At 68.6% G+C, this 22,058-nt stretch carries 17 protein-coding genes; 12 read left to right on the top strand and 5 right to left on the bottom strand.

Features of this window, described 5'->3' with window-relative positions:
• The first annotated feature begins 16 nt into the window (after window positions 1-16).
• The 11 genes from P0645_RS03960 (at window position 17) to P0645_RS03910 (ending at window position 11,720) form a co-directional block, all read left to right on the top strand.
• Window positions 17-1,207, top strand: a complete 1,191-nt coding sequence (locus P0645_RS03960) for a phage tail sheath family protein (protein WP_284163254.1) — start codon at window positions 17-19, stop codon at window positions 1,205-1,207.
• A gap of 25 nt (window positions 1,208-1,232) precedes the next feature.
• On the top strand, window positions 1,233-1,703 hold the full coding sequence (locus tag P0645_RS03955; RefSeq protein WP_284163253.1) for a phage tail protein: 471 nt from the start codon (window positions 1,233-1,235) through the stop codon (window positions 1,701-1,703).
• 1,116 nt (window positions 1,704-2,819) lie between these two features.
• Window positions 2,820-3,668 carry a CIS tube protein gene (locus P0645_RS03950; RefSeq protein WP_284163252.1) on the top strand — a complete coding sequence of 283 codons (849 nt, stop codon included), beginning with the start codon at window positions 2,820-2,822 and terminating at the stop codon, window positions 3,666-3,668.
• On the top strand, window positions 3,665-5,170 hold the full coding sequence (locus tag P0645_RS03945; RefSeq protein WP_284163251.1) for a phage baseplate assembly protein V: 1,506 nt from the start codon (window positions 3,665-3,667) through the stop codon (window positions 5,168-5,170). Before P0645_RS03950 ends, P0645_RS03945 begins: the two co-directional genes overlap by 4 nt.
• 2 nt (window positions 5,171-5,172) lie before the next feature.
• Complete coding sequence (locus P0645_RS03940) at window positions 5,173-5,520, top strand: hypothetical protein (protein WP_284163250.1); 348 nt, start codon at window positions 5,173-5,175, stop codon at window positions 5,518-5,520.
• Complete coding sequence (locus tag P0645_RS03935) at window positions 5,517-5,948, top strand: GPW/gp25 family protein (protein ID WP_284163249.1); 432 nt, start codon at window positions 5,517-5,519, stop codon at window positions 5,946-5,948. Before P0645_RS03940 ends, P0645_RS03935 begins: the two co-directional genes overlap by 4 nt.
• On the top strand, window positions 5,935-8,490 hold the full coding sequence (locus P0645_RS03930) for a baseplate J/gp47 family protein (RefSeq protein ID WP_284163248.1): 2,556 nt from the start codon (window positions 5,935-5,937) through the stop codon (window positions 8,488-8,490). The genes P0645_RS03935 and P0645_RS03930 overlap by 14 nt, the downstream gene beginning before the upstream one ends.
• Complete coding sequence (locus P0645_RS03925; RefSeq protein WP_284163247.1) at window positions 8,477-9,013, top strand: phage tail protein; 537 nt, start codon at window positions 8,477-8,479, stop codon at window positions 9,011-9,013. Before P0645_RS03930 ends, P0645_RS03925 begins: the two co-directional genes overlap by 14 nt.
• A gap of 2 nt (window positions 9,014-9,015) precedes the next feature.
• Window positions 9,016-10,206 (top strand): PASTA domain-containing protein, encoded by a 1,191-nt coding sequence (locus tag P0645_RS03920; protein WP_284163246.1) that lies wholly within the window; start codon window positions 9,016-9,018, stop codon window positions 10,204-10,206.
• A gap of 21 nt (window positions 10,207-10,227) precedes the next feature.
• Window positions 10,228-11,220: a hypothetical protein gene (locus P0645_RS03915; protein ID WP_284163245.1), complete on the top strand. Its 993-nt coding sequence runs from the start codon at window positions 10,228-10,230 to the stop codon at window positions 11,218-11,220.
• Entirely contained in the window at window positions 11,220-11,720 is a 501-nt protein-coding gene (locus tag P0645_RS03910) for a hypothetical protein (protein ID WP_284163244.1), read from the top strand. Before P0645_RS03915 ends, P0645_RS03910 begins: the two co-directional genes overlap by 1 nt.
• Window positions 11,721-11,932: 212 nt before the next feature.
• Here P0645_RS03910 and P0645_RS03905 read toward each other — a convergent pair whose 3' ends face one another.
• From P0645_RS03905 to P0645_RS03885, 5 genes are all read right to left on the bottom strand, one after another.
• Window positions 11,933-12,622, bottom strand: a complete 690-nt coding sequence (locus P0645_RS03905; protein ID WP_284163243.1) for a hypothetical protein — start codon at window positions 12,620-12,622, stop codon at window positions 11,933-11,935.
• Window positions 12,623-12,634: 12 nt separating this feature from the next.
• On the bottom strand, window positions 12,635-14,851 hold the full coding sequence (locus P0645_RS03900) for a peptidoglycan-binding domain-containing protein (RefSeq protein WP_284163242.1): 2,217 nt from the start codon (window positions 14,849-14,851) through the stop codon (window positions 12,635-12,637).
• A gap of 157 nt (window positions 14,852-15,008) precedes the next feature.
• Entirely contained in the window at window positions 15,009-16,322 is a 1,314-nt protein-coding gene (locus tag P0645_RS03895) for a hypothetical protein (protein ID WP_284163241.1), read from the bottom strand.
• Window positions 16,304-17,194 carry a S1 family peptidase gene (locus tag P0645_RS03890; protein ID WP_284163240.1) on the bottom strand — a complete coding sequence of 297 codons (891 nt, stop codon included), beginning with the start codon at window positions 17,192-17,194 and terminating at the stop codon, window positions 16,304-16,306. Before P0645_RS03890 ends, P0645_RS03895 begins: the two co-directional genes overlap by 19 nt.
• The gene (locus tag P0645_RS03885; RefSeq protein ID WP_284163239.1) at window positions 17,191-19,119 is read right to left on the bottom strand and encodes a trypsin-like serine protease; all 1,929 of its coding nucleotides are present in this window, start codon (window positions 19,117-19,119) and stop codon (window positions 17,191-17,193) included. Before P0645_RS03885 ends, P0645_RS03890 begins: the two co-directional genes overlap by 4 nt.
• 328 nt (window positions 19,120-19,447) lie before the next feature.
• Here P0645_RS03885 and P0645_RS03880 point away from each other — a divergent pair, with 328 nt between their 5' ends.
• Window positions 19,448-22,054 carry a DNA/RNA non-specific endonuclease gene (locus tag P0645_RS03880; RefSeq protein WP_284163238.1) on the top strand — a complete coding sequence of 869 codons (2,607 nt, stop codon included), beginning with the start codon at window positions 19,448-19,450 and terminating at the stop codon, window positions 22,052-22,054.
• Window positions 22,055-22,058: the final 4 nt, after the last annotated feature.

Here is a 22,058-nt window from a genome sequence, read left to right as displayed (position 1 = left end):
CAGGAGGAAAGTCGCAATGGGTGAATATCTGACCCCCGGCGTCTATGTCGAAGAGGTGAGCACCGGCGCACGGCCGATCGCCGCCGTCGGCACCACGACCGCCGCCTTCATCGGCACGGCCTCGAAGGATTTCCGGCGGGGGGAACCGGTGCAGGTGGTGAACTGGGGCGAGTTTCGCGACCGGTTCATGGCCGAGGCGCCACGTGCCACGCCCTTCGAGAATGCGGTGGCGGGCTTCTTCCTCAACGGCGGCTCGCGGGCCTATGTGGTCAATGTCACGGGCGCAGGCGATATTCCGGCGGCGCTGGAACGGCTCGCGGCGCTTGACGATGTGGCGATGGTCGCGGCACCCGGCCTGTGCGACTTCGCGGTCGCGGACCTTCTTCTCACCTTCTGCGAACGGCAGGGCAGCACCTCGTTTGCGATCCTCGACGGGCCGGCGGACAGCGACGATCTTGGCGCCCTGACGCGCGTCGGGGCGCCGCCCGCCGATGGCGACAAGAAGGGCAAGGCCGACGCCCCCGACAAGCCCGACAGGAAGGCCGAGGCGGCACTGCGGCCGCGCGAGAGCGAGCGGGGATATGGCGCCTTCTATTTCCCCCATATCCAGATCCGCGATGCCCGCGACGCCTCGGCGCTGGTGACGATCCCGCCCTCTGGCCATATCGCGGGCATGTTCGCCCGCAACGATACCGAACGCGGCGTCCACAAGGCGCCCGCCAACATGGTGGTGCGCGGCGCGCTCGGCCTCAGCCGTCGCCTGACCGATGCAGAACAGGGCCAGCTGAACCCCAAAAGCGTCAATGTGATCCGCTTCTTCACCGGGCGCGGCACCGTCCTTTGGGGCGGGCGGACGCTCGCGGCGGAGGCCAGCGAATGGCGCTATGTGCCGATCCGGCGCTTCTTCACCATGGTCGAGACCTCGATCAAGCGCGGCACCGACTGGGTGGTGTTCGAGCCAAACGACGAACGGCTGTGGAAGAGCATCCGCCGCGATGTCTCGTCCTTCCTCACGCTTCTCTGGCGTCAGGGCGCGCTGATGGGATCGACGCCGGAACAGGCCTTCTTCGTCAAATGCGACGCCGAGACCAACACCCAGGATGTCATCGACGCGGGCCGCGTGGTGATCGAGATCGGCCTCGCCCCGGTGAAACCGGCCGAATTCGTGATCTTCCGCATCGGCCATGCCGCGCCCGACGTGATCTGACCCGTTTCCCGGAAGGAGAAAGACAATGCCCGAAGCAGCCCAAGCCCAGACCAGTGCCGCCCAGGCGGCGATGCCCGAAGACCCTTTGCGCGCCTTCCAGTTCCAGGTGGAGATCGGCGGGGTGACCGCCGGGCACTTCACCGAAGTGACCGGCCTTGGCGTGCGGGTCGAGCCGATCAAATACCGCGAAGGCGGTCTCAATCAGATCGTCCGCCATATTCCCGGCCGGGTCGATTATGCCGAAGTGACCCTGCGTTACGGCCTGACGCGCGGCCGCGAGCTTTGGGACTGGATGCACAAGTCGATCGAGGGACGGGTCGAGCGGCGCGATATCTCGATCCTGATGCTCGATGCCTCCGGATCGGCCGAAGCGCTGCGCTGGAACCTCTTCGCAGCCTGGCCGTCGGAATGGCAGGGCGCGCCCCTTGACGCGCTTGGCCGCGAGATCGCGGTCGAAACCTTGAAGCTCGCCTTCGACCGGCTCGAACGGGCCTGAGGGGGCGGCGGTGGGGCTTCTCCTCCAGATAAGGTTTGGCGCGGCGGCCTTTCTGCGCCGCTGCGCCGACGCGCTCGCGCCCGATGCGGCACTGCCGGAGCTGACGGCTGGCCCCGACCCGCTGGCCGCGCTCCGCCTGCGCTATCCCGGTGCGCCGGAGGTCTGGCTTCGCGCGCTTGCGGCGGCGACGCCTGCGCAACGCCCTGTTTACAATGACGCCAACGGGATACCCGCATCAGCGATCGAGATGAACGTCGCGGACACGACGCCCGCCCCGACGCCCGCCCCGACGCTCTCTGACGGAACGCCCGATCGCGCGTCTCCCTCACTGAAAAGGCCTCCGCTCGCACCTCCTCAGACGCCAATGCCGCCGCGACCCGAGGCATCAGATGCACCGCATGGGCAAAATCCGAAGAAACGGCGCACGCGGCCGGACTTTTCGGGCCTCTCGGACGCGGGCGAAAGACCCGCATCGCCCCCGGCCATCGCAGGCATGCCCGTCCGGCGGACCCGGGCGCCGGTCGATTTCGCGCCGGACGCCAGGGCGCGCGACGCCGCCGAAGCGGCCCCGCCTGTCGGCATGATACAGGTGCCGCCGCCCCATACGGCACGCGTCCTGCCCGAGCCCCTCCTCGGCCCCTCCGTGCCCTCGTCGGGCCAGCCCCGCGAGGAGAGCACGCAGGGCTCGACGAGCGGCCCCTTTAGGCAGTCGGCTGCTTTCGCCGCGCCGCCGTCCGCAGGGCCCACCCCCGCCCCGGTCGACTTTCCGGACCGGCCGCGCGCCGCGCCCTTCCGGGCGCTCGACGCGCCGCCCCAGGCGCGGCTCGCGGACGCCGGATGGCCGGACGCTCCGTCCGGCATGGCCATCGCGGTCGCCCCCCCGGCTCCGCCTTTGCCGCAGGGTGGACGCGCGCCCACCCGGCCATCCGCGCCCCACCGAGCGCCGCATGCGTCACCGGCCCCGCGCCAAGCAGCGCCGGAAGCCGAACCGCAACAGGTGACAGAGACCCTCTGGCCCACCCTCCCGTCCGACCCCGCGAGCCCCCGGCCGGAAAACGCGCAGCCCCATCCACCCGTCCGCTGGGCGGCCCCGCGGCCTGAGCAGGAGGCGCGGACATGGATCGGGTAGTCTTCCTCATCGAAGCGACGGGCGAGCGGATCGCCTGTCTTCTGAACCCCGAAAGCCTGACCTTCGCCCGGCAGGCGGGTCTTCGCACCCGCACCGCGCGCGGCGGCACGATCCTGGGCGCCGCCGGGGCGGACGATCCCTTGATCGTCACCGGCGGCGGGGTGACCGAGGTCGAGCTGCAGCTGCTCTTCGACACCGACCTCGCGCAAAGCCTCGACCCGGCAGCGAGCTTCGCCGCGCCTGTGGCACCGCCCGCAGCGCCCGCGCAGGCAGACGGGGGCGAAGCCCCCCTGCCCGCCCTGCCGCCGCCAGAGCCGGATGTGCGCGACCTGACCCGCCCGCTCTGGAGCCTCGCCGAACCCGCCCGCGCCAGCGGCGCCGCGACCGAGGCGCCGGTCGTGCGCTTCATCTGGGGCCGGGCCTGGAACCTGCCCGCCGTCGTTACCGCCGCCGCCGAGCGGCTGGAACGGTTCAGCCTTGGCGGCATGCCGCAGCGGTCCTGGCTGACCCTGCGCCTGCGCCGCGTACCGGATACCCAGCCCCCTTCGCCCGACCGGTTCGAGCCCGCGCCCGCCCTGCCCGGCGTGGGCGACTATCCGCTTGCCGGTCCCGGCACCGACAGCGACGCCGCCTATGTCGAGGTGATCGCCGACGCCGACGGCAATGTCGCGACCCCGCTTTACCAGATTGCCAATGATCACCTGGGCTCCCCCGCCGCCTGGTCGGCGATCGCCGCCGCGAGCGGCATCGAGGATCCGCTGAGGATCGAGGCCGGAACCGTCCTGACCATTCCCGCTGCCGGGGCGGCTGTTGCGACGACCGGAGGTGCGGCATGACGCTTGCCCTTCTCCAGCTGCCGCGCCTGACGCTGACGCTCGACGGCACGTCCCTTGACGTCGCGCTGGCCGCGCGGCTGAGCGAGGTGACGGTGACCCAGCTGCTCGGCGCCCCCGCCGTGGCCGAACTGACCTTCGCCGATCCACCCGGCGCAGCGGTCTCGGGCCTGATGCCCGGTGCGGTGCTTGCGGTCGGGCTGGCCGCGGCGGGTACGCTTTTCGAGGGCAAGGTGACGGCAGTCGTGGCGGAAGAGACCTCCGATGGCCTTGCACTCTATCGCCTCACCGCGCGCGACGCGCTGCATCAGCTCGCCCGGCGGCAGAGCCTGATCGCGCTGGAAGCAGCCTCGGCAGCCGATCTGGCCCGGCGTCTGGCGGGCGATATCGGCCTGCAGGCGCGGGTGGACGAAGGCGCCCCCGCCCGCCATCTGATTTTTCAGGGCGAACAGACCGACCTCGATTTCCTCTGCGATATCGCGGGCGAGGCCGGGCTCTACCCCACGCTCCGCGACGGCGAACTGCGTCTCATCTCACTTGCGGGCAATGGCGGAGAGCCTGCCACGCTGACGCGCGGCCGCAATCTTCTGGCCTATCGCGCCGCGCTTTCCGGCGATGCCTGGCTGCCGGGCGGCAGGCATCTGGGCCGCGATGCGGTGACGCTCGATCCGCGCGAGACGAAACTGTCGCTCGCCCGGCAAGACCGGGTCGAGATGCGCGATCCGGGCGGCGATCTTGGAATGGGCGACCGCGCCTGGCTGAACCGGCTGAGCGACAGCCCTGCGGCGGCCGAGGCGGAGCTTCAGGGCGGGATAGACCGGGCGGCGGCGGCTGTCGCGGTGATCGAAGGGCTGGCAGAGGGCGATCCGGCGCTCTGCCCCGGCAGGATCGTGCGGATCGAGGGCGTGCCGGGGCCTTTCCCGGGCGATTATGCGCTGACGCGCGCGCTGCACCGGATCAGCGCCGACGAGGGCTATGTGACGGAGTTTTCGACCGAAGGACCAAAGCGCCCCACACCCGCCCGCGCTACATCGGTCACTATCGGCGAGGTGTCCGATGTGAAGGACCCCGAAGGCCTTGGCCGCTGCAGGGTGACGCTGACCGATTTCGGCGCCGCTGCGGCGGGCTGGATGCATGTCGTCATCCCCGGTGCGGGCGCACGCAAGGGGCTCGCCGCCCTGCCCGATCGGGGCGACAAGGTGCTGGTCCTCTTGCCCGACGGCGACCCCGGGCGCGGCTATGTGGTGGGCGGGCTTTACGGCACCGAACGGCTGCCGAAGGGCGCCGAGGATCAGCCGCGCGGCCTCTATCTGCGCTCGCAGGACGGGCAGGTGCTGGAGCTGAAGGGCAAGGACGGCGCGCTGAGGCTCGCCAACCGCTCGGGCAGTCTGCTCGACATCACGCCGCGCCGCACCCGGCTTGCCGCCGCCTCCGACATGGTGATCGAGGCGCCGGGAAAGACCATCACCATCCGCGCCGATGCGATCAGGTTCGAAAGGGGCTGAGGATGACCTTCGCGCTGACCGAGAAATCCGTCCTGCAATGCGCCCATTCCGGGACGGTCAGTCTCGATGCCAGTCAGGATTTCGTCACGGTGGACGGGGTACTGGCACTGGTGAAGCCCGACCTCCTTCACCGCCCGATCGCCGCCTGCCCGCATGCCACCCCCTCGACGCCGCCCTGCACCAAGACCGTCGCGATCGACGAAAGCCCCGCCTACTCCAGCTTCGTCACCATCGGCGGCAAGGCGCTGTGCAAGGACACGGCCACCGGCCGCACCAACTGGAGCCAGCTCAATATCGTGCCGTTCGGCGTGACCAGCGCGCGGCAGGACCTTCTGACGGTGAGTGAATGAAGATGCTGACCGGCTGGACATTCGGGGGCTTGAACGGCGATAGCGCCACGGGCCGCGCCATCGCGCTGACGCCAGCGGGCGGGGTCGCGATGGTCAAGGGCGACGCGGTCATCCGCCAGTCGCTGATGCTGCTCCTCGCCACCATCCCGGGCGAACGGGTAATGCGGCCGCTCTACGGCTGCCCGCTCGACCGGCTGGTCTTTGCGCCGAACGATGCCACGACGGCTGGCCTTGCCATCCATTACGTCCGCCAGGCGATCCAGCGGTGGGAGCCGCGCGTGACGATCCTCAGGCTCGATGCGGGCGCCGATCCGTCGGGCGCGGCAGAGCGGTTGCGCATCTGGCTCGAATACCGGGTGCGCCTGTCCCAGGTGCGGGGGGAATTGTCCTTCGCGCTCGACCTCAGCGGAGTGAATGAAGATGCGTGACGACGCGCCCCTCGACAGCCGCCGTTTCGCCGATCTGGTGGCGGAGGCGAAAGAGATCATCGCCGCCCGCTGCCCGGGCTGGACCGACCTCAACCCCGGCGATCCGGGCATGACTTTGGTCGAGGTCTATGCCTGGCTGACCGAGACGATGCTCTACCGGCTGAACCGCCTGCCCGAGCGGATGCATGCGGAGCTTCTGAAGCTTCTCGGCGTCTCGCCGATGGCGCCCGCCGCCGCCGTGGTGATGCTGCGCTTCACCCGCGAGGGCGACGAGCGGCCCGAGGTCGAGCTGCCGCAGGGGCTGCATGTGTCGGATGCAAGCGGCAAGATCACCTTCGTGACGCTGGCGCCGGTGCAGTTCGCGAAGGGCGCAGCCGAGGCCGAGGTGCTGGCGGTGAATGCCGAGATCGTCGCGGCCGAGGTGATCGGCACCGGCAATGGCGACGGCGGGCAAAGTTTCGCGGTGCGCCGCGCGCCGGTGCTGCGCCCGTTGGGCGCGGCGGAGGAGTTGCGCGTGGGCGTCGAATGGCAGGGGGGCGACCTGCCCGCCGAGGCGCGCACTGTCACTGCCGATGGCCGGACCTTCCTTCTATGGGACGAGGTCGAGAATTTCGCGGGCCGCACCGCTGCCCGCGCCTATGTCGCCGACCGGGGCGCGGGCCGGATCACCTTCGCGCCCGCGACCGGGGCCGCGCGGGCGCTGACGGCCACCCTGGCCGACGTGCCCCCCGCCGCCGCCCAGATCCGCGCCTGGTACATGACCGGCGGCGGGCGGGCGGGCAATGTGGCGCCCGGCACGCTGACCCAGCTGCGCGAACGCCTCCCGGCGATCACTGTGACCAATCCTGCCCGCGCTGCGGGAGGCGAGGATGGCGAGACGGTTGCCGCCTTCCTCGCCCGGGGCCGGGATGCGGTGCGCAACCTCGAATGTGCGGTGACGGCGGACGATTTTACCCAGGCCGCCCTGTCCGCTGGTGGCGTCGCCCGGGCCAAGGCCTATGCCGAGCGGGAGGCCTGGATCTTCGGCCGCCATGGCGTGGTCGAGGTTCTGGCGGTTCCGGCCGTGGCGCCCGACCCCGACAGCGGCGCGGTCACGGCGGATGCTCTGGCAGCGGGTCGCACCGAACCCCTGCGCGATCGCATCCGCATGACGATCGACGTCCGCCGCCCAATCGGGGTCAGGACGGAAGTGAAATGGGCGAAATGCCTGCCGCTGGCCATTTCGGGCCGCATAGCCGCCGCGCCCTCCGAAGACCTGGCTGCGGTTGAGCGGCGGGTGACGAGACGGCTCAATGCCCTCGTCTCGCCGCTGGGCGACTGGCCCTTCGGCAAGACGCTGCGCGTCTCGGATGTCTATGAGGCGATACTTGACGATCCGGGCGTGCGTTATACCGAACAGCTGACGCTGACGACCGAGCTTGGCCCAGAGGGCGACACGGCGCGGCTGTTCACCGATCCGCACCAGCCGCGCTGCCTTTATGCCTTGATGGCCGACGGGCTTTACCGTTCTCTGGACTACGCGACGAGCTGGGAACGCGTGCTGGCCTGGCCCGACGCCCGGCCGATGGCGATCGCCGCCGATCCCGATCAGCCCGGCTTCCTTGCCGTCGTCGGCCTGACCGCGGACGGCCAGTCGCGGCTCGTCGTCTCGCAAAGCTGCGGCGAGGCATGGGAGGAACTGGAGCGCATCCAGCATCAGGTGAACGATCTGGCGGTGACGGTGCATGACAGCCGCCGCTGGCTGCTGATCGCGGCGAAGAACGGGCTTTTCCGGACGGATCGCGACGGGCCGCGTGGCATACTTCCGGTGAAGGTCGACGGCGGCGCGGCCGATCAGGGCGGGTTCTATGCAGTGGCGACCGGCACCAGCCAGTCGGGCCAGCGGTTCGCAGCCCTTGCCGCGCGCGGCAAGGCGGGGGTCTGGCTGTCGTCCGCCGCGGGAGCGCCCGGCACCTACCAGCTTCTGCCCGGCTCGCAGGGCCAGGACATCCGCGCGGTCGAATTCGTGCGCGATGGCGGGCAATTGTGGCTCTGGGCCTCGATCTGGACCGAGGGGGGCGAGCTCGGCAAGGGAATGATGCGGATTTCAGTGCGCGCCGACGGGCTTGACCCCAAGGGCTGGACCGTCCTGTCGAAGGGCTGGAAGGGTGGCTCGTGCCTGTCGTTCGCGGTCGCGGGCAACAGGGTCGCGGCGGGCACGCGCGATGGCGGGGTGCTGATCCTCGACGCCTCTGCCGCCGATCCGGCCTGGACGGCGCCGCTTCTGACCTCGGGCTTGCCCATTGACGCCGACCGCGCGCGACTTCTGCCGGTCGATGCGGTGGCGCTCGGCCAGGGCGACCTGCCGCTTCTGCTCGCGGGCACGGAACAGGGCCTCTTCCGGGGCGATGCCGAGGGCCTCTCTTTCCACGCGGTCGGCGGTCGGCGCTTCACCGACCGCGCGCCCCTGCCGCCGGGCTGGCTTTACTGCGCGGGCGAGCACCGGCTGAGCTTCATGAGCGATCTGCAGGCCAAGAAGGAGGCGGCGGATGCGCGCGGCTGAGATCGGGCTTCTTCTGCCGGAAATCTACCGGACGAACCTCGATGAGGGCGGGCCGCTCGCGGCGCTGCTGGAGATCATGTCGGCGCTCCATGGCTCGCTTGAGGCGGCGATCGCCGACCCGCCCACGCTCATCGACCCGCGCCGCGCGCCCGACCGGCTGGTTTCGACGCTCGCGGGCTGGGTGGGCCTCGCCCGCTATCTCGACCGCCCCGACGATCAGAGCGCCGACCGTCCCTTCCCCGGCGATCTGCGCGAACTGGCCGCGCTTGGCGCAGAGTTGGGTCGCCGCAGGGGCAGCGCCGCGACCTTGGTGCGCTTCCTTGAAACCGCCACCGGCGTGCCGGGCTTCGCGGTCGAGGAAGACGCGCGCCAGCCCTTCCATTTCCGCGTCACCCTGCCCGGGGCGGCGGCCCATCGCCGCGACCTCGTGCTTTCGATCATCCATGGCGAGAAGCCGGCCTTCGCGACCTTCGATCTGGTCGCTCAAGGCGAGGCGCCGAACAAGACAGAAGAGGAGGACTGACAGTGCCCACATTCCAGATTTCCGACGCGCCCACGCGCCTTGACATGCAGCCGCCGGGGGCCGACGGCACCATCCCGCCCGGCAAGGTCGGCTTCACCGTGCGCAACATGGGCCCGCGCGCCCAGACCGGTCGCATCCGGATCGAGCCGCAGAACGGCGCCGAGCCGGGTTGGTTTGCGATCACCGGGGCGCCCGACACCTCGCCCTCCGAGGTCGAGAAGGAGTTCGATTTCGGCGGCAACGAAGCGGTCGAGGTGACCGTCCGCCCGCCGAAGGGCGCGCCCGCAGGCAAATACGGCTTCCAGCTGAAGGTGACGGCCGAGCAGGACCCCGACACCGATTTCGTCGTGGGGCCGACCGTCGCCTTCGACCTTGCGGCGCCGCCGGTCATAGATGCGCCGAAGAAGCCCTTCCCCTGGTGGATCCTCGCGGTCGCGGCGGTCCTGATCCTTGTGGTCGGAGGCGCGGTCACTTTCTTCGTGATGCGCGGGGGTGGTGGCAAGGAACTGGCGCTCATGCCCGATGTCGCGACCCAGCGCGCCGAGGCGGCGGCGATGGAGGTGGCAAACGTCGGCCATGGCGTGAGTTTCGCCACGGTCCGGGAAAGCGGCGCGGCGGAGCTGACGGTGCTCAGGACGGAACCGAAATCCGGCAAGAAGCTTGCCGAAGGCTCGAACGCGACGCTGACGATCCAGGCGCCCAACGCCGCCTGTTCCTCGCTCGTCTGCAGTTTCCCGGGTGCCGTCTTCCCGGCCGATGTGATCACCACACTCGTTGCCGAGGGGTTCGACGTGAAATACGCCCCCGCGCTCTCGGTCGCCGACGGGGTGGTCGCGCTCGATTCGGCCCGTCTTGACCAGATCAAGAATGCCGCCCCACCCATGCCGCAGGTGAACCTGCCGGACCTGCGCGGCAAGTCCGTCGCGGATGCGGTGTCGCTTCTTGGCGGGCTCGGGCTCGGCGTTTCCTACAACACCGTCAAGAGCGGCAAAGCCGACGGCATCATCCAGCGCAGCGACCCGGCCGGTCCGGTGCGGCTGGAACAGGGCAGCACGGTCGCGATCTTCTACAATCCCCTGCCCTGCACCGGCATCCGCTGCGGCGTCATCGACCGGATCGAGATCATCGACGGCCCGGTCATCTGGTCGCCCTTCATGACCAAGACGATGAAGGGCCAGTTCGTTCAACCCTGATCCGGCGGCTGGGAGGCCATCATGGACAATCCATTCCTCGAATTCTATTCGGTGATCCGCATCCTCGTCTGGCTGGGCCTCGCGGTTCTTGGCTTCTTGCTCGCCTTGGTCGTGCGGCTGATCCAGGGCAAGTCTGCGGGCGAGGCCGCGAAGAACGCGGTCGAGGCCGGGCTGACAACGCTGGTGGGCGCGCTCTTCGCCCAGCTGGTCGTCGCCTTCTTCATCTGGCTCGGCGGCGCGACCGATGCGGCGATGATCGGCACCGGCTTTTTCCTGATGATCTGGCCGGGGATCATCGACATGATAGGGCTCGCCGCCACCGGAGACAGCCTCTGGGGCGTGCCCGGTTATCTCTGGATCGCCATGGCGCTCGGCGCGGGCGGCGGCTGGTTCGACGGGTTCCACAAGGTCCACAACTGGACCGGGCTCGGGGTGGTGACGTTCCTGTCGGACTTCACCTGGGGGCTGCCGCTGAACGTCAACGCCTTCCTGATCCACCTGATCAACCTCGGCTGGGGCAATTTCCAGGATGGCGACGGGCGGCGCGGTGCGCATCGCTATACGCGCGGCTTCGCGATCAAGCCGGGCTTCGCCTTCACCCAGGGCAATGTGCTCTCAAGCCTCGGCAATGGCCCCGGCGCGGGCATCTATACCCACGAACAGACCCATGTCTTCCAGAACCGCCTCTTCGGTCCCTTCTTCTGGATGACCTATTTCGGCTGGCTGATCCTCTTCGGGGCGGCAGGCCTGATCGGCATGATCGCGCCGGGCAGGAATTCCGCCAACGTCCGCATATCGAACAATTTTCCGATGTGGTGGGGCTATTTCAACAACCCGTGGGAGCTTTGGGCCTATACCCATAACCCGACCGGACGTACCGGCAACCTGCCCCCGGGCGACGGGACCGGCTGGCTCGACTGGCCCGTGGTGGTGAAGGTGATCCTGTCGATCATCGGCGAGGCGATCCTCTTGGCCCTGATCCTCCTCGCGATCTGGCGCATCTGGTTTCCCTGATGCGCTGGCTCTTCATCGGACTTGGCCTCGTGGGCCTGATCTTCGTTGCCGCGATGATCTTTGCACCCACGGGTCGCACCTGGAAGAAGGGCGAGGATGCCCCTCCCCCGCCCGCCTGGGCGAAGGGGCTCGGCGGCGTCGCCTCCGCCTTCGCCCCGCGGGTCGAGCGTTTCACGGATGGAAGCGCGTCGGTCTCGCTTGCAAAGGACGGGTCGGCGCACCTCTCGCTCGCCCGGGACCCCAAGCGCGACAATCGCCTGCTGACACTGGTGCTCGTTTCGGGTGGGCCGGTGCGGGTCAGCTATCGCTGCGCCCCCGCGCCGAAAAGTGACTGCGAGGCCAAGACCGAGGTCCTGTGCCTCGGTTCACCGCTGCACAGCGCCTGCTCGGAGCAGGAAAAGCCCAGCAATCGCGGCAGCTTTTCGATCCGCCTCGGCGGCGGCAGCCTTTCGTTCGTGAACGCTGGCAACGGCACGGCCCAGATAGCCATCGGTGATTGACCGCGCGCACGGCCGGCGCCTCCTCGGTCACTCCGTGCCTCGTCGGCGGATGCGAGGAGCGCACCGGTGGTGCGACGACGAGCATGGGCGCGGGGAGCATGGGCGCGGGGAGCATGGGCGCGGGCCGCTTCGCCGCAAGCCTCCTCGTCCACTTTGTGGCTCGTCGGCAGAGTGAGCGAGGAGAGCGCGCAAGGGCTCGACGAGCGGCCCGCTCAGCCGGGCGCTAGACTCCGGATCGCGCGGATGACCGCGAAGATCGCTCCGATCAGCATCACCAGAAGCCAGATCGTGCCGAGGATCGCCGAAATGAGCGCGCCGATCGCGTCGGCGATGGCCGCCACGAAGGCCGGAACGAAGGCGATCAGCAGACCGGTCAGGAAGGTGCTGCCGATCGAAAAGAGCAGCAGCACGACGAGCCCCTTGTTCTTCAGAAGGCTCGGACTGGCGAGCACGAGGAACAATGCGCCGAGAAGCTTCAGCACCATGATCAGGCCAAGCGCTGCCCGGGCCAATCCCTTGGGAAAATCGCCCCAGGCGGCGAGATAGGCAAGCGTCCCGAAGGGAAAGGCGAGAAGGAGCGAGATCATCAGCATGATCAGCGCAAGCGTGGTGAAGATGAGGACGATCCCGCCCAGCACCCCGAAGAACGACAGGATCAGCGTCACGATCCCCTGTACCCGGGCCACCGCGCTCATCGGCCGGATGAAATCGATGGCCATCAGCAGAAGTGTCCAGGCCAGACCCGCGTCGATCAGCGCCAGCATCCGGATACCGAGCCCGGGCGTGGCGCGGTCGGTCGTCGCGACGCCGCCAAGCGACAGGCTGAGGCCAAGCCCGACTTCGGCCAGCACGGCCAGAAGAAAGCAGAGAAAGCCAAGAAGGAAGAGCCCGATCTTGACCATGCGACCGGCCCCTCAGTATTTCTTGCGCTGCGCCTGGTCGCGGATCACCGCGATGCGCGTGCAGGCCGGGTCGAAGAACAGGTCGCGGTTGCGGATCACATAGGAATCCGCCCCGGTCTTGCGGTCGCTGCTCTGCGGCGCCACCGCCGCGATCGCCCGGCTCGCCGCCTCTGCGGCGCGCTGGTCGGAATTGGTATCGACCGCCACCGCGTAGATGTCGTTGTCCGCAAGCCGCGCCACGAAGATCTCGCGGCCTGCCAGATCACCGCCCGCCAGCAGCCGCGCGAATTCATCGACATCGGCCTTCGCCGCCTCGCAGCTACGTGCGCCAGCCGGATAGGAAGCGACGAGCGCCAGATTGCGGCCGATCTCGGTCCCGACATGCACAAATCCGCCCTCCACGCGCATGTCGAAGGTCGCGAGGCCGCGTGCCGCGAGCCCTTGAAGGCTGTCCGACAGCTTCTTCACGCCGCCATCGGCTTCCGCCGCGAGACGGATGTCGAAGGCCTGAAACGCGCCGTGCAGCGGATGGGCGCCGACGCCGAGGCAGCGGGTCAGGGCCTCGTTCTGATAGCCCGCGACCACCTCGACCGGCTGGCCGAGCTCGCCCTCGATCCGGCGTAACAGATTGGCGAACTTGACTGCGTTCGGCCAAAGCGTCTCGGGCGGCACATCGTTCAGGCCGAAACAGGGATGATCGACATTGGTCTGGGTCGGCCCCATCGCAAGCAGTCGCCCGCTGTCGAAATCCTCGCCAAGCGCCGCGTCGGTCGTCCGGTCGAACGCATCGAGCACCCGGGCGTTCGCCGTCTGCCCCCCGCTCGCCGAGAGCGCGGCCTGAAGCGCCGTCGCCGTCTCGGGATCGAGCTTGCCCGTCGGCTCCAGTCCCTGATCGAGCTGGAAGGCGCGCAGCGCGGTTTCGGTCAGCGGCCCGCCCCTCCCGTCGATGGCGCCGATCTTGTAGCCGAGCCCGCCAAGGGCCCGCTGAAGCCGCATCACCTCGATCGTGGCGAGGGCCGACAGCGATCCTGCCTCAAGCGGCACGTTGGGCGCCGCCGCCACCTGCGGCTGAAAGGTGACCCCGCTGCGCGCGCGCTGCAGAAGGCTCGCGATATCGCTGATGGTCAGGCTGCGCCCATCGCCGCTGAGGAACAGGAAGGCGTCTTCGCCGGCACCCGAGGGCGGGCTCACCGCCGTCAGAGCGCGCAAGGGCGCATCCAGCACCAGCGTATCGCCGAAATTCAGCGCACCCTTGAGGCGCTGCACCACGCGCAATTCGCGCGCGCCCTCGATCCCGGCAAGGATGAATTGCGCATCGTGATCGGCGGCCAGCGCCGGGCGCGCGCCCGGCGCCCGGAAAGGCTCGGGCAATGTCAGTTGCAGCGGCAGATCGAGCCGGGGCCGCGACAGGCCGCCGACGGTGACGATCGTCAGGATGCCGCTTTCGGCATTGGCGATCACCACCGAGCCGGAACCGCCCTCCGGCGCCATCGGGGCGAAGAGGGCAAGGCTTTCCGGCGCCTTGTAGGACAGGCCGTCAACCGATACGAGGTCGATCAGATCGCCCTGCGCCGGATCGACGATCGAGAGAAGGTCGCTTTCGGGATGGATGCCGAGCATCAGCCTGCCCGCCCCGATCGGCGCGAGCGCGCGGGGAATGTCCTTGACCGGAACCGCGACATACCCCCCGGGCTTCAAGAGGCTGAAATACTGGATCGGCGAGCCCGGCGCGCGGTCCCACAGAAGAAGCCGCCGCCCGCCCGCCGCGCGATCCTCGTCCGCCCCGACGACGATGGCGCCCGGTGCGATGGCTTGCGCGAGACGTTCGTCGATCTTCAGGGCGATCGTCCCGATCGGCCCGCGCGCGCCGAGGGAAAGCGCGCTCAGCGCAAGACCGCCATCCGCAGCCCGGGTGACAACCGCGATCCGTGCCTCGGTCCGCATCCGCGACCCGGTCGCCACGGCGACGGGCTGGCCCTTCAGCTCGGACGCACCGACGATGCGGGCGGTGGCAATGTCGATGAGCGCCAGTTCCCCGCCTGCGCCAAGGATCAGCGCCGTTCCGTCCGGCCCGGAGACGAGGCTCGAGGCCTCGAACGGCAAATCGATCGTCACGCTGCCACTGAACCAGGACGGGGGCGCGAAGGCCCCGGCGGACGCCACAGAGACAACCAAGCCGACCGCCAGCCTGACGAGCAAGCCGACATAGCTCCGAAATATTCGCGCCATCATCTGCTCACCCCCTGCCCTTCATGTCCGCACACCGGCCACCCGGACTGCGCCGGGCCTCCTCGAGCACTGCGTGCACTCGTCGGGTGCCCGGCGAGGAGTGCACGCAGTGCTCGACGAGCGCCCGGGTCGGCCAAAGGTCCGATAGGCACCATCCTCACTCCGCCGCCAGCTCGCTCCAGGCGAGCCCGATCTCCACCGGGTCCGCCGCCTCGACGCCAAGGTCGGAATAGGTCGGCGTGATCAGAAGCCGGACCCAGGAGATGTAGCCACCGTCGGAATCGAGTTTCTTCGACAGGTTCCGCCCGGCCACCACCACCTCGCTGTCGAGGAACTGGCGCGAGCTCGGGTCGATCGATTCAAGCACCAGCTCGCCGTCGAAATTGCCGTCGCCACCCGACAGCGGCAGGCTCGCATAGCGGCTGTTCTTCTTGCGTCGCCCGAAGAAATCGTACTGGACCGAGACCTTGCTGATCGTGCCGCGGCTGTAGATATTGTCATAGGTCAGCCTGAGCTGGCTGGTGAACTGATCGCGCGAAGCGTTCCAGACCGCGTGGGTGCTGACGTTATAGTCGATCTCGCCCACCCTCTCGGCCACCGAACAGCGCGGCCGCGCCCCGCCGCCCTGGGCAAGCTGGGGCGCCTGCGACAGAAGCAGGTCGGTCCCGGGGATCAAGGGCTGGATCGGCGTGGCGAGGATCTTCGTCCGCCCCGCGTCGCGCGTCACCGCCGAGACGAGCGCCACCACATCCATGGACGCATCAAGGATCGGCGCGCCGTCATGGCCCTCGGGCTCGGGCTCGAACCGGTCGCCGCCCTCGACGGAAAAGACGAACAGGCCGCCGTAATGCGACGGGTCATAGCCTTCGGCCTTCAGCGACACGAGACCGGGGTCCGACATCGCGCCCGCGTCGCGCGGGTCGCCGCCGACCAGAAGCGCCGCATAACTCTCTCCCTTCGTCAACGCGCAGAGGCTCAGCCGGAAGACGGCGCCGGAGGGCAGATCGAGGCTCGGGACCAGCAGGGTCGCGGCATCGACCGAGGGCGAGAAGGGCGGGATCACCACCGGGTCGGCGATCGGCCGGTCGGGATCGCTGTCGGCGGTCAGCATGGCGATGTGACGGTCGATCGGGCGGACGGCGCGCGCGACCTCCTTGCGGTCCTCCTCGGCCGCTGCCCATTCGGACCAGTCGCCAAGCACATGGTTCGAGGTCAGAAGAAGATTCGGGCCGATGGCGAAGGCCTTTCCGTGCCGCTCCTCGGGTCGCGGCCCCTGCCCGTCGGCCGCCTTCAGCGTGCCGGTGACCCTGAGGTCGAAGAGCGCGGCAGCGGCGACGGACCGGGCCCAGTCGGGATCGCGCCCGCCCTCGTCCTGCGCCCGGGCAGCGCCTGTGGCGGCAAGGACCGTGCAGAGGACGGGCAGGATGCACCGCATCGGCAGCGGCGCAGGTTTCAGGGATAGAAGACGCATCTCGCCCTCCCTCCATGGGTGCCGCCCGCCTTATCGGCTCCGGCAAGTTCATAGTGCCCGTCCTTCGGCAGAACCCAGACCCGGTCGCCCACGGAATTGAACTCGCCGAAGGTCTCGTAAAGGAAACAGGTGCCCTCCTCGGGGCTGACATTGAGAGCAACGGGCGCGTCGCCCGCCTTCCAGACCGCGTCAAACCCCGCGCCAAGGCCCGGATCGGCGCTTTGCCGGTAGCAGGGCAGCGGGCTTTCGGTCAGGTGCATCGACCCGGCGTAATCGGCCAAGGGTACGATGCCATAATAGCTGACCGTGCCATCTATGGCGAATTCCGCGCCCGCGACGATGCCGAGAACGCCGCGCAGGTTGCGCGAGAAGACCGGCCCGCCGCTCATGCCCGCGACCGTCTGGCCGTCAGTTTCAAGAACGCCCGCCTGATTGGGGGTCGTCGTGGACAGGATGCCCTGCCGGTAGGAAACCGCGCCGGTCTCGGTCCGCCCCGGAAAACCCGCCACCACGATCTCGCGCCGGACCATCCAGTCTTCAAGCGGGCAATAGGGCGCGAACGGATAGGTCGCCTGCCGGGCGAAGCGCAGAAGCGCCATGTCGACCGGCAGGTTCGAGGGCTGGACGATCAGCCGCGCGGCGGTGTTGGCATCCGCCACGCCGACCGACCCCATGCAGCTTGCGCCTTCAGGCACCACATGGCGGGCGGTCAGCACATGGCCCTGCGCGCTGACCAGAACCCCGCTGCCGCGCGAGGTTTTGCCATCCGCCGTGCATTCGATATAGACCGTCACATCGTCGGACGCCCGTACCGCCACGCCGCCAGCGATGAGCAAGAGCGCTGAAAGCGCCGCGCGAAGAGCGGCTCTCATTCCCCGCCCCCGATCCAGGTCTGGATCTGCGCCAGCCGGTCCGGCGTCAGCCGGGTGAAGGCGTTGTTGGCGGCCCATGGGTCCTCATCGCCGAAAAGCCCGTTGGTGTGGATGCCGATTATCACCGACGGATTGTCCAGCGCCGCCACGGGCGCGCCGCTGGTACCGCCGAAAGTGTCGGCCTGATGAAAGCCCTTCAGGTCCCACAGAAGCCGGATCCGGTCCTCGCTGCGCCATTGCCGCCCGGTCGGCGCCAGATCGGCCGCATAGCCCTCGATGACGATGGGCAGGTCCGCCGACGCATCGGCAAGCGGCGTCAGCCCGAACCAGCCGGTCGCCTCGCCCGCCCGGCAATCGAGCTTCAGGCCGCCAAGGTCGTAATAGCGCGCCTCGCTGACCGTGGCCGATGTGGCCCAGCCCGACAGGACGAAACTGCGCGTCACGCCGCAGCTGCCGAAGGGCGCGGCCCCCTGATTGCGGCCGGGCACGACAGTATAGTCGGTGAAGGGAACGCCGTTCAGCGTGCCGCTGTGGATGCAATGGGCGGCCGTCAGCACCGTATCGGGCGAGATCATCGCGCCAGAGCACAATTGCCGCCCGCGCGGGCTTTCGAAGAGGATCTGCACGATGGCGCGTGCGGGGAAGATCGTGGTGTCGGTCACCGCGACCCGGTCGTCGGTGCCGATGACCGAGAAGGGTTTGAACCGCTCTGGCGCCGTGTCGGCGAGCGCACCCATTTCGTAATCGGGATAGATGCTGCGCGCACCGTCGAGAAACGCGCGCTCTGCCGCGCCGAGCCCGATGTCGGCGGCCAGCGCGCCCGTGCCTTCATTGGGGTCTCTCGGTGCGGGCGCTGCCTCCTCGCCGCCTTTCGCAAGGTCGAAGGAAACGCTCTGGTCGCCATCGGTCGCGGGCTGCGCCGAGGCCTCGATCACCTCCTCCTGATAGCGCCATTCGCGCGGGTCGAGCAGGGCCTCCTGGGTCGCCTCGTCCAGTTCGCCGGTCTCCGGCAGCCCGACCTCTTCCTGGAAGGATTTCAGCGCCTCGCTGCGCGCGTCCGCGCCGCCCGCCTCGTTGCCAAGCTCGTCGGCGCTCACAAGCCCGCTCTCGGTCAGTATCTGGTCGAAGAGCGTGCCCTCGTTCACCGGCTCACCGGCAAGAACGGCACCACCCTCGAAGCCCTCGGCCTCCTTCGCCGCAAAGACCCGCGTCCAGGCGCGATTGAACCAGATACGGGCCTGCGCCTCGCCATGGGCGGCGGGACCGTTGACCAGAAGCCGCACGCGGTGATGATCGTTGTCGTCCGCTGACGGGTTGAGGTTGCGCGCCGTCCAGTAGGCGATCGCCGCCTGCAGGCCTTCGGCCGCCTGCCGCGCCACTTCGGGGTCGCTTTCAAGGTCGATGCCGATCTCGGCACCCCGGGCGCGGAAGTTCGATCGCCCGGTCAGCTGGATGTAGCCCGATCCGCGAAAGTCCCAGCCGTCCATCGTGTCGCGACCAAGGTTGCCCAGCCGCGCGCCATAGACCCAGTTGGCGATCTCGACCGGCTTTCCGGCGATCTGGCGCGCCTTGGTCTCCGATATGGTCTTGCGGCTGAAGACCCGCATCAATGTCTTGAAGGAATAATTCATGTTCTCGTCGAGACGGCCGAGGCCACCGGTCTCGGTCATCACCTGCGCGAGGAAATGCGCCATGCGAAGCCGCGTGTTGATCCCGGCAGCGTCGAAGTCCGGCTCGGCATCGAGGATCGCCTGCAGGAATTCCTCGCGCGCGTTCGGCGCGATCTTCTGCAGGTCCTCCATCGTCAGAAGGCCCGGCGTGGCCGCGACAGGCGCGGCCACGCCAAAGGACAGTCCAAGGCAAAGGATCGGTGCTGAAAGAAGCCGGGCAAAGATCTTGGTGAAAGTCTGCGGGAAAATAGGCATGTCCTCCTCCTGGGAACCCAAGGTGGCCAGAACTCTGGTCGGAATGGTCAAAATACAGCGGATCGGCCAGCCCCCGGCCCGTCTCCGCTTTCTTGCATTTCACGCTACGTCCGCCGTTGCAGAACGCAAAGTCAGAAAAACCTTACCCTGCGTCAGGCTTCCGGCGCGCTTGCGGTAAGGGATACCTGACCTTGCGTCACTTTTCCATCGGCGCGAGACTTCACCACAGGATTTTCGCTTCCGAGTGCGCCGCCAACCAGCCCGATTGCCCCCGGGCGGCGGCCGTTACCAGCCTTTCATTCTTTCAGAATTTTCCAGGGAGGAGAGAATGCCGATCTATCCTACGGCACTGTGGCACCCGATTTCCGGCCCCTCCGGCCGCTATCTTGGCGGCCCGTTCAAGATCGTCCATCACACGACCGAAGGGTCGAGCGCGCAGGGCGCGTTCTCTGCCTTCGCCGCCCATCGGTCGGACCCGCATTTCACCGTGGATGAGGGGGCGGTCTATCAGCATATCGACACAGACATGGCGGCGCGGGCCTTGCGCAATCCGGCGGGCGGGGTGGAGACCAACCGCGACAGCGCCGTCCAGATCGAGGTGGTGGGGTTTGCCCATCGGCCGAAGTCGAAGGCACTCCTGCGCAATGTCGCTCTGCTCTGCCGCTGGATAGAGGCCACGCACGGCGTGCCGAAGGTCTGGCCGAACGGCCTGCCCAAGCCCGCCAAGAACGGCAAGGACCCGGGCGGCCACAACCGCGATGCGAAGACCTGGGACACCAAGGGCGGCCATTACGGCCATTCCAACGTGCCCGAGAACACCCATTGGGACCCGGCCTATACCGAAGCCGAAGTGGATTTCCTGATGAGCTTCACCGGCCAGGAGGGGCTGGTCGGCGGGCGGTCCTTCGACGAGATCCCCGAAACCGACCCGGGCCTTGCCGCCGACCACAGCCACATGCCCGATCACAGCCATGCCGACGGTGCGGCGCCCTTCACCGGCGCCGAGGCCGCCGCCTCGCGCGACCGGCTGGCGCGCTGGGGCAAGGAGGGGCTCGATGCCGCCGAAAAGGCGATCCGGGAAGGCAGGATCGCGCCAGAGAGCTTCGGTTTCGCGCCGCGCAGCGGGTTCGAGAGCACGGGGCCGGATGTCGAGGCCTGGGCGAATGAAAACCCGCTCGGGCTGGAAGCGATCATCCTCAAGACCGGCCGCCCGCCGCTTCTGATCCGCAATGACCGGATCGCCTGGGAAAAGATCGATCTGTTGCCCGACTTCACCGAAAAGGTGGCACAGGGCGCCGAACGGTTCGTGCCCTCTGTGGGGCGGGTCGAGTTCGTCAATCACGACATGGCCTGGGGCGGCACCGGCTTTGTCGTCGAGGAGGCACCGAACGGCCGCCGCCGGGTGGTGACGAACCGCCATGTCGCCTCGATCGTCGCCCGCCGCGCCGCTGACGGGTCGGGCATCTTCCTGCGTTCGCCCCTGGGGCCACGCTATGGCGCGAAACTCGACATGCGCGAGGAGGCGAATGCCGCGCGGTCCGACGCGTTCGAGCTGCCGGTCACCCGCATCGAATATATTGCCGACGATACCGAGGCCGACATGGCGATCCTGGAGATCGCCGTGCGCGAGGGGCTGGCGCCCGCGCCGATCCCGCTTGCCGAGAAGCGCGCGAAGGATGGCGAGCTGGTCGCCACCATCGGTTATCCGGCGCGCGACAGCCGCAACGACCGCGCGGCGATGGAGAAATATTTCGGCGACCTCTACGCCGTGAAGCGTTTCGCGCCGGGCCGGATCAAGACCGGCGGCGCGGGCACGATCCTGTCGCACGATTGCACGACGCTTGGCGGCAATTCCGGTTCCTGCCTTCTCAGCCTCGAACAGAAGGCGGTGGTGGGGCTGCATTATTCCGGGCAATACGGCGTGGCGAATGCCGCCGTCAGCGCCGAGACGGTGAAGCGCATCCTGAAGGGCGCGCGGGTGACCGTGCCGGGGGCGGTTCTGGAAGTGGCCGAGGGGCTTGCGGACGGCGAACATGATGCCGCCGATCTGAAGGGTCGCGAGGGTTACGATCCCGCCTTCCTCGGCGGTGGCCTGTCGGTGCCCTGGCCCGACCTCGCGCCTGCGCTTCGCGCCGATCTCGCACAGCCTTCCGACGCGCGGGGCAAGGACGACTACGAACTGCGCTACACCCATTTCGGTGTGCTCTATTCCCGCGCCCGCCGCTCCCCCCGCGTCACGGCGGTCAATATCGACGGCGCGCATGCGGTCCGCATCAAGCGGGAGCGCGACAGATGGTTCTACGATCTTCGGATCGACCGCGACATCCAGCTCGGCTCGGGCGCCTACAAGAACCCCGAACTGGACCGTGGCCACATGGTCCGGCGCGAGGACCCGAACTGGGGCAAGCTCGCGGAACGCGCCAACTTCGACACGTTCCACTATACCAATTCCGCGCTTCAGCATTCCGGGCTCAACCGCGCCAAGACCATGTGGCTGGGGCTTGAGAATTACATCCTCAATTCCTCCCGTACCCATGGCTTCCGCGCCTCGGTCTTCACCGGTCCGGTCTGCCGCGAGGATGACATGCTGATGCCGCCCTCGAACGCGCCCATCCCGCGCGAATTCTGGAAGGTGATCGCCATGCCGACGCCCGAGGGCAATCTGCATGCGACCGCCTATCTGCTCAGCCAGGGCGACCTGATCCGCGACCTGAAGGAGGCGCGAAACCTCGACGAGGCGGCGGAAGGGTTCGTGCTGGGCGAGTTCCGCACCTTCCAGGTCGCCATCGCCCATGTCGAGGAACTGACCGGCCTTTCCTTCCCCGCGCTCCGCGATGCCGATCCGCTGGCAAGGATCAGGGGCGGCAACGAGGCGATCGACCGGGGCGCGATTGCCTATATGCCGGTCGAGAGCCTTGAGGATATCGTGCTATGAGCAC

Origin of the sequence: Frigidibacter sp. SD6-1, from assembly GCF_030143255.1 — a bacterium.
In the GTDB taxonomy this organism is placed as follows: Bacteria; Pseudomonadota; Alphaproteobacteria; order Rhodobacterales; family Rhodobacteraceae; genus TMP-24.
The sequence above is the reverse complement of the archived record's forward strand: the minus strand, read 5'-3'. Positions and strand labels throughout refer to the sequence as shown.

Bases quoted from the DNA above. Each gene is read 5' to 3' on its own strand.
- P0645_RS03940 (WP_284163250.1), top strand. From the start codon at position 5,173: ATGACCTTCGCGCTGACCGAGAAATCCGTCCTGCAATGCGCCCATTCC.
- P0645_RS03895 (WP_284163241.1), bottom strand. From the start codon at position 16,322: ATGCGTCTTCTATCCCTGAAACCTGCGCCGCTGCCGATGCGGTGCATC.
- P0645_RS03910 (WP_284163244.1), top strand. From the start codon at position 11,220: ATGCGCTGGCTCTTCATCGGACTTGGCCTCGTGGGCCTGATCTTCGTT.
- P0645_RS03950 (WP_284163252.1), top strand. From the start codon at position 2,820: ATGGATCGGGTAGTCTTCCTCATCGAAGCGACGGGCGAGCGGATCGCC.
- P0645_RS03915 (WP_284163245.1), top strand. From the start codon at position 10,228: ATGGACAATCCATTCCTCGAATTCTATTCGGTGATCCGCATCCTCGTC.
- P0645_RS03955 (WP_284163253.1), top strand. From the start codon at position 1,233: ATGCCCGAAGCAGCCCAAGCCCAGACCAGTGCCGCCCAGGCGGCGATG.
- P0645_RS03930 (WP_284163248.1), top strand. From the start codon at position 5,935: ATGAAGATGCGTGACGACGCGCCCCTCGACAGCCGCCGTTTCGCCGAT.
- P0645_RS03960 (WP_284163254.1), top strand. From the start codon at position 17: ATGGGTGAATATCTGACCCCCGGCGTCTATGTCGAAGAGGTGAGCACC.
- P0645_RS03880 (WP_284163238.1), top strand. From the start codon at position 19,448: ATGCCGATCTATCCTACGGCACTGTGGCACCCGATTTCCGGCCCCTCC.
- P0645_RS03905 (WP_284163243.1), bottom strand. From the start codon at position 12,622: ATGGTCAAGATCGGGCTCTTCCTTCTTGGCTTTCTCTGCTTTCTTCTG.
- P0645_RS03945 (WP_284163251.1), top strand. From the start codon at position 3,665: ATGACGCTTGCCCTTCTCCAGCTGCCGCGCCTGACGCTGACGCTCGAC.
- P0645_RS03900 (WP_284163242.1), bottom strand. From the start codon at position 14,851: ATGGCGCGAATATTTCGGAGCTATGTCGGCTTGCTCGTCAGGCTGGCG.
- P0645_RS03885 (WP_284163239.1), bottom strand. From the start codon at position 19,119: ATGCCTATTTTCCCGCAGACTTTCACCAAGATCTTTGCCCGGCTTCTT.
- P0645_RS03890 (WP_284163240.1), bottom strand. From the start codon at position 17,194: ATGAGAGCCGCTCTTCGCGCGGCGCTTTCAGCGCTCTTGCTCATCGCT.
- P0645_RS03925 (WP_284163247.1), top strand. From the start codon at position 8,477: ATGCGCGCGGCTGAGATCGGGCTTCTTCTGCCGGAAATCTACCGGACG.
- P0645_RS03935 (WP_284163249.1), top strand. From the start codon at position 5,517: ATGAAGATGCTGACCGGCTGGACATTCGGGGGCTTGAACGGCGATAGC.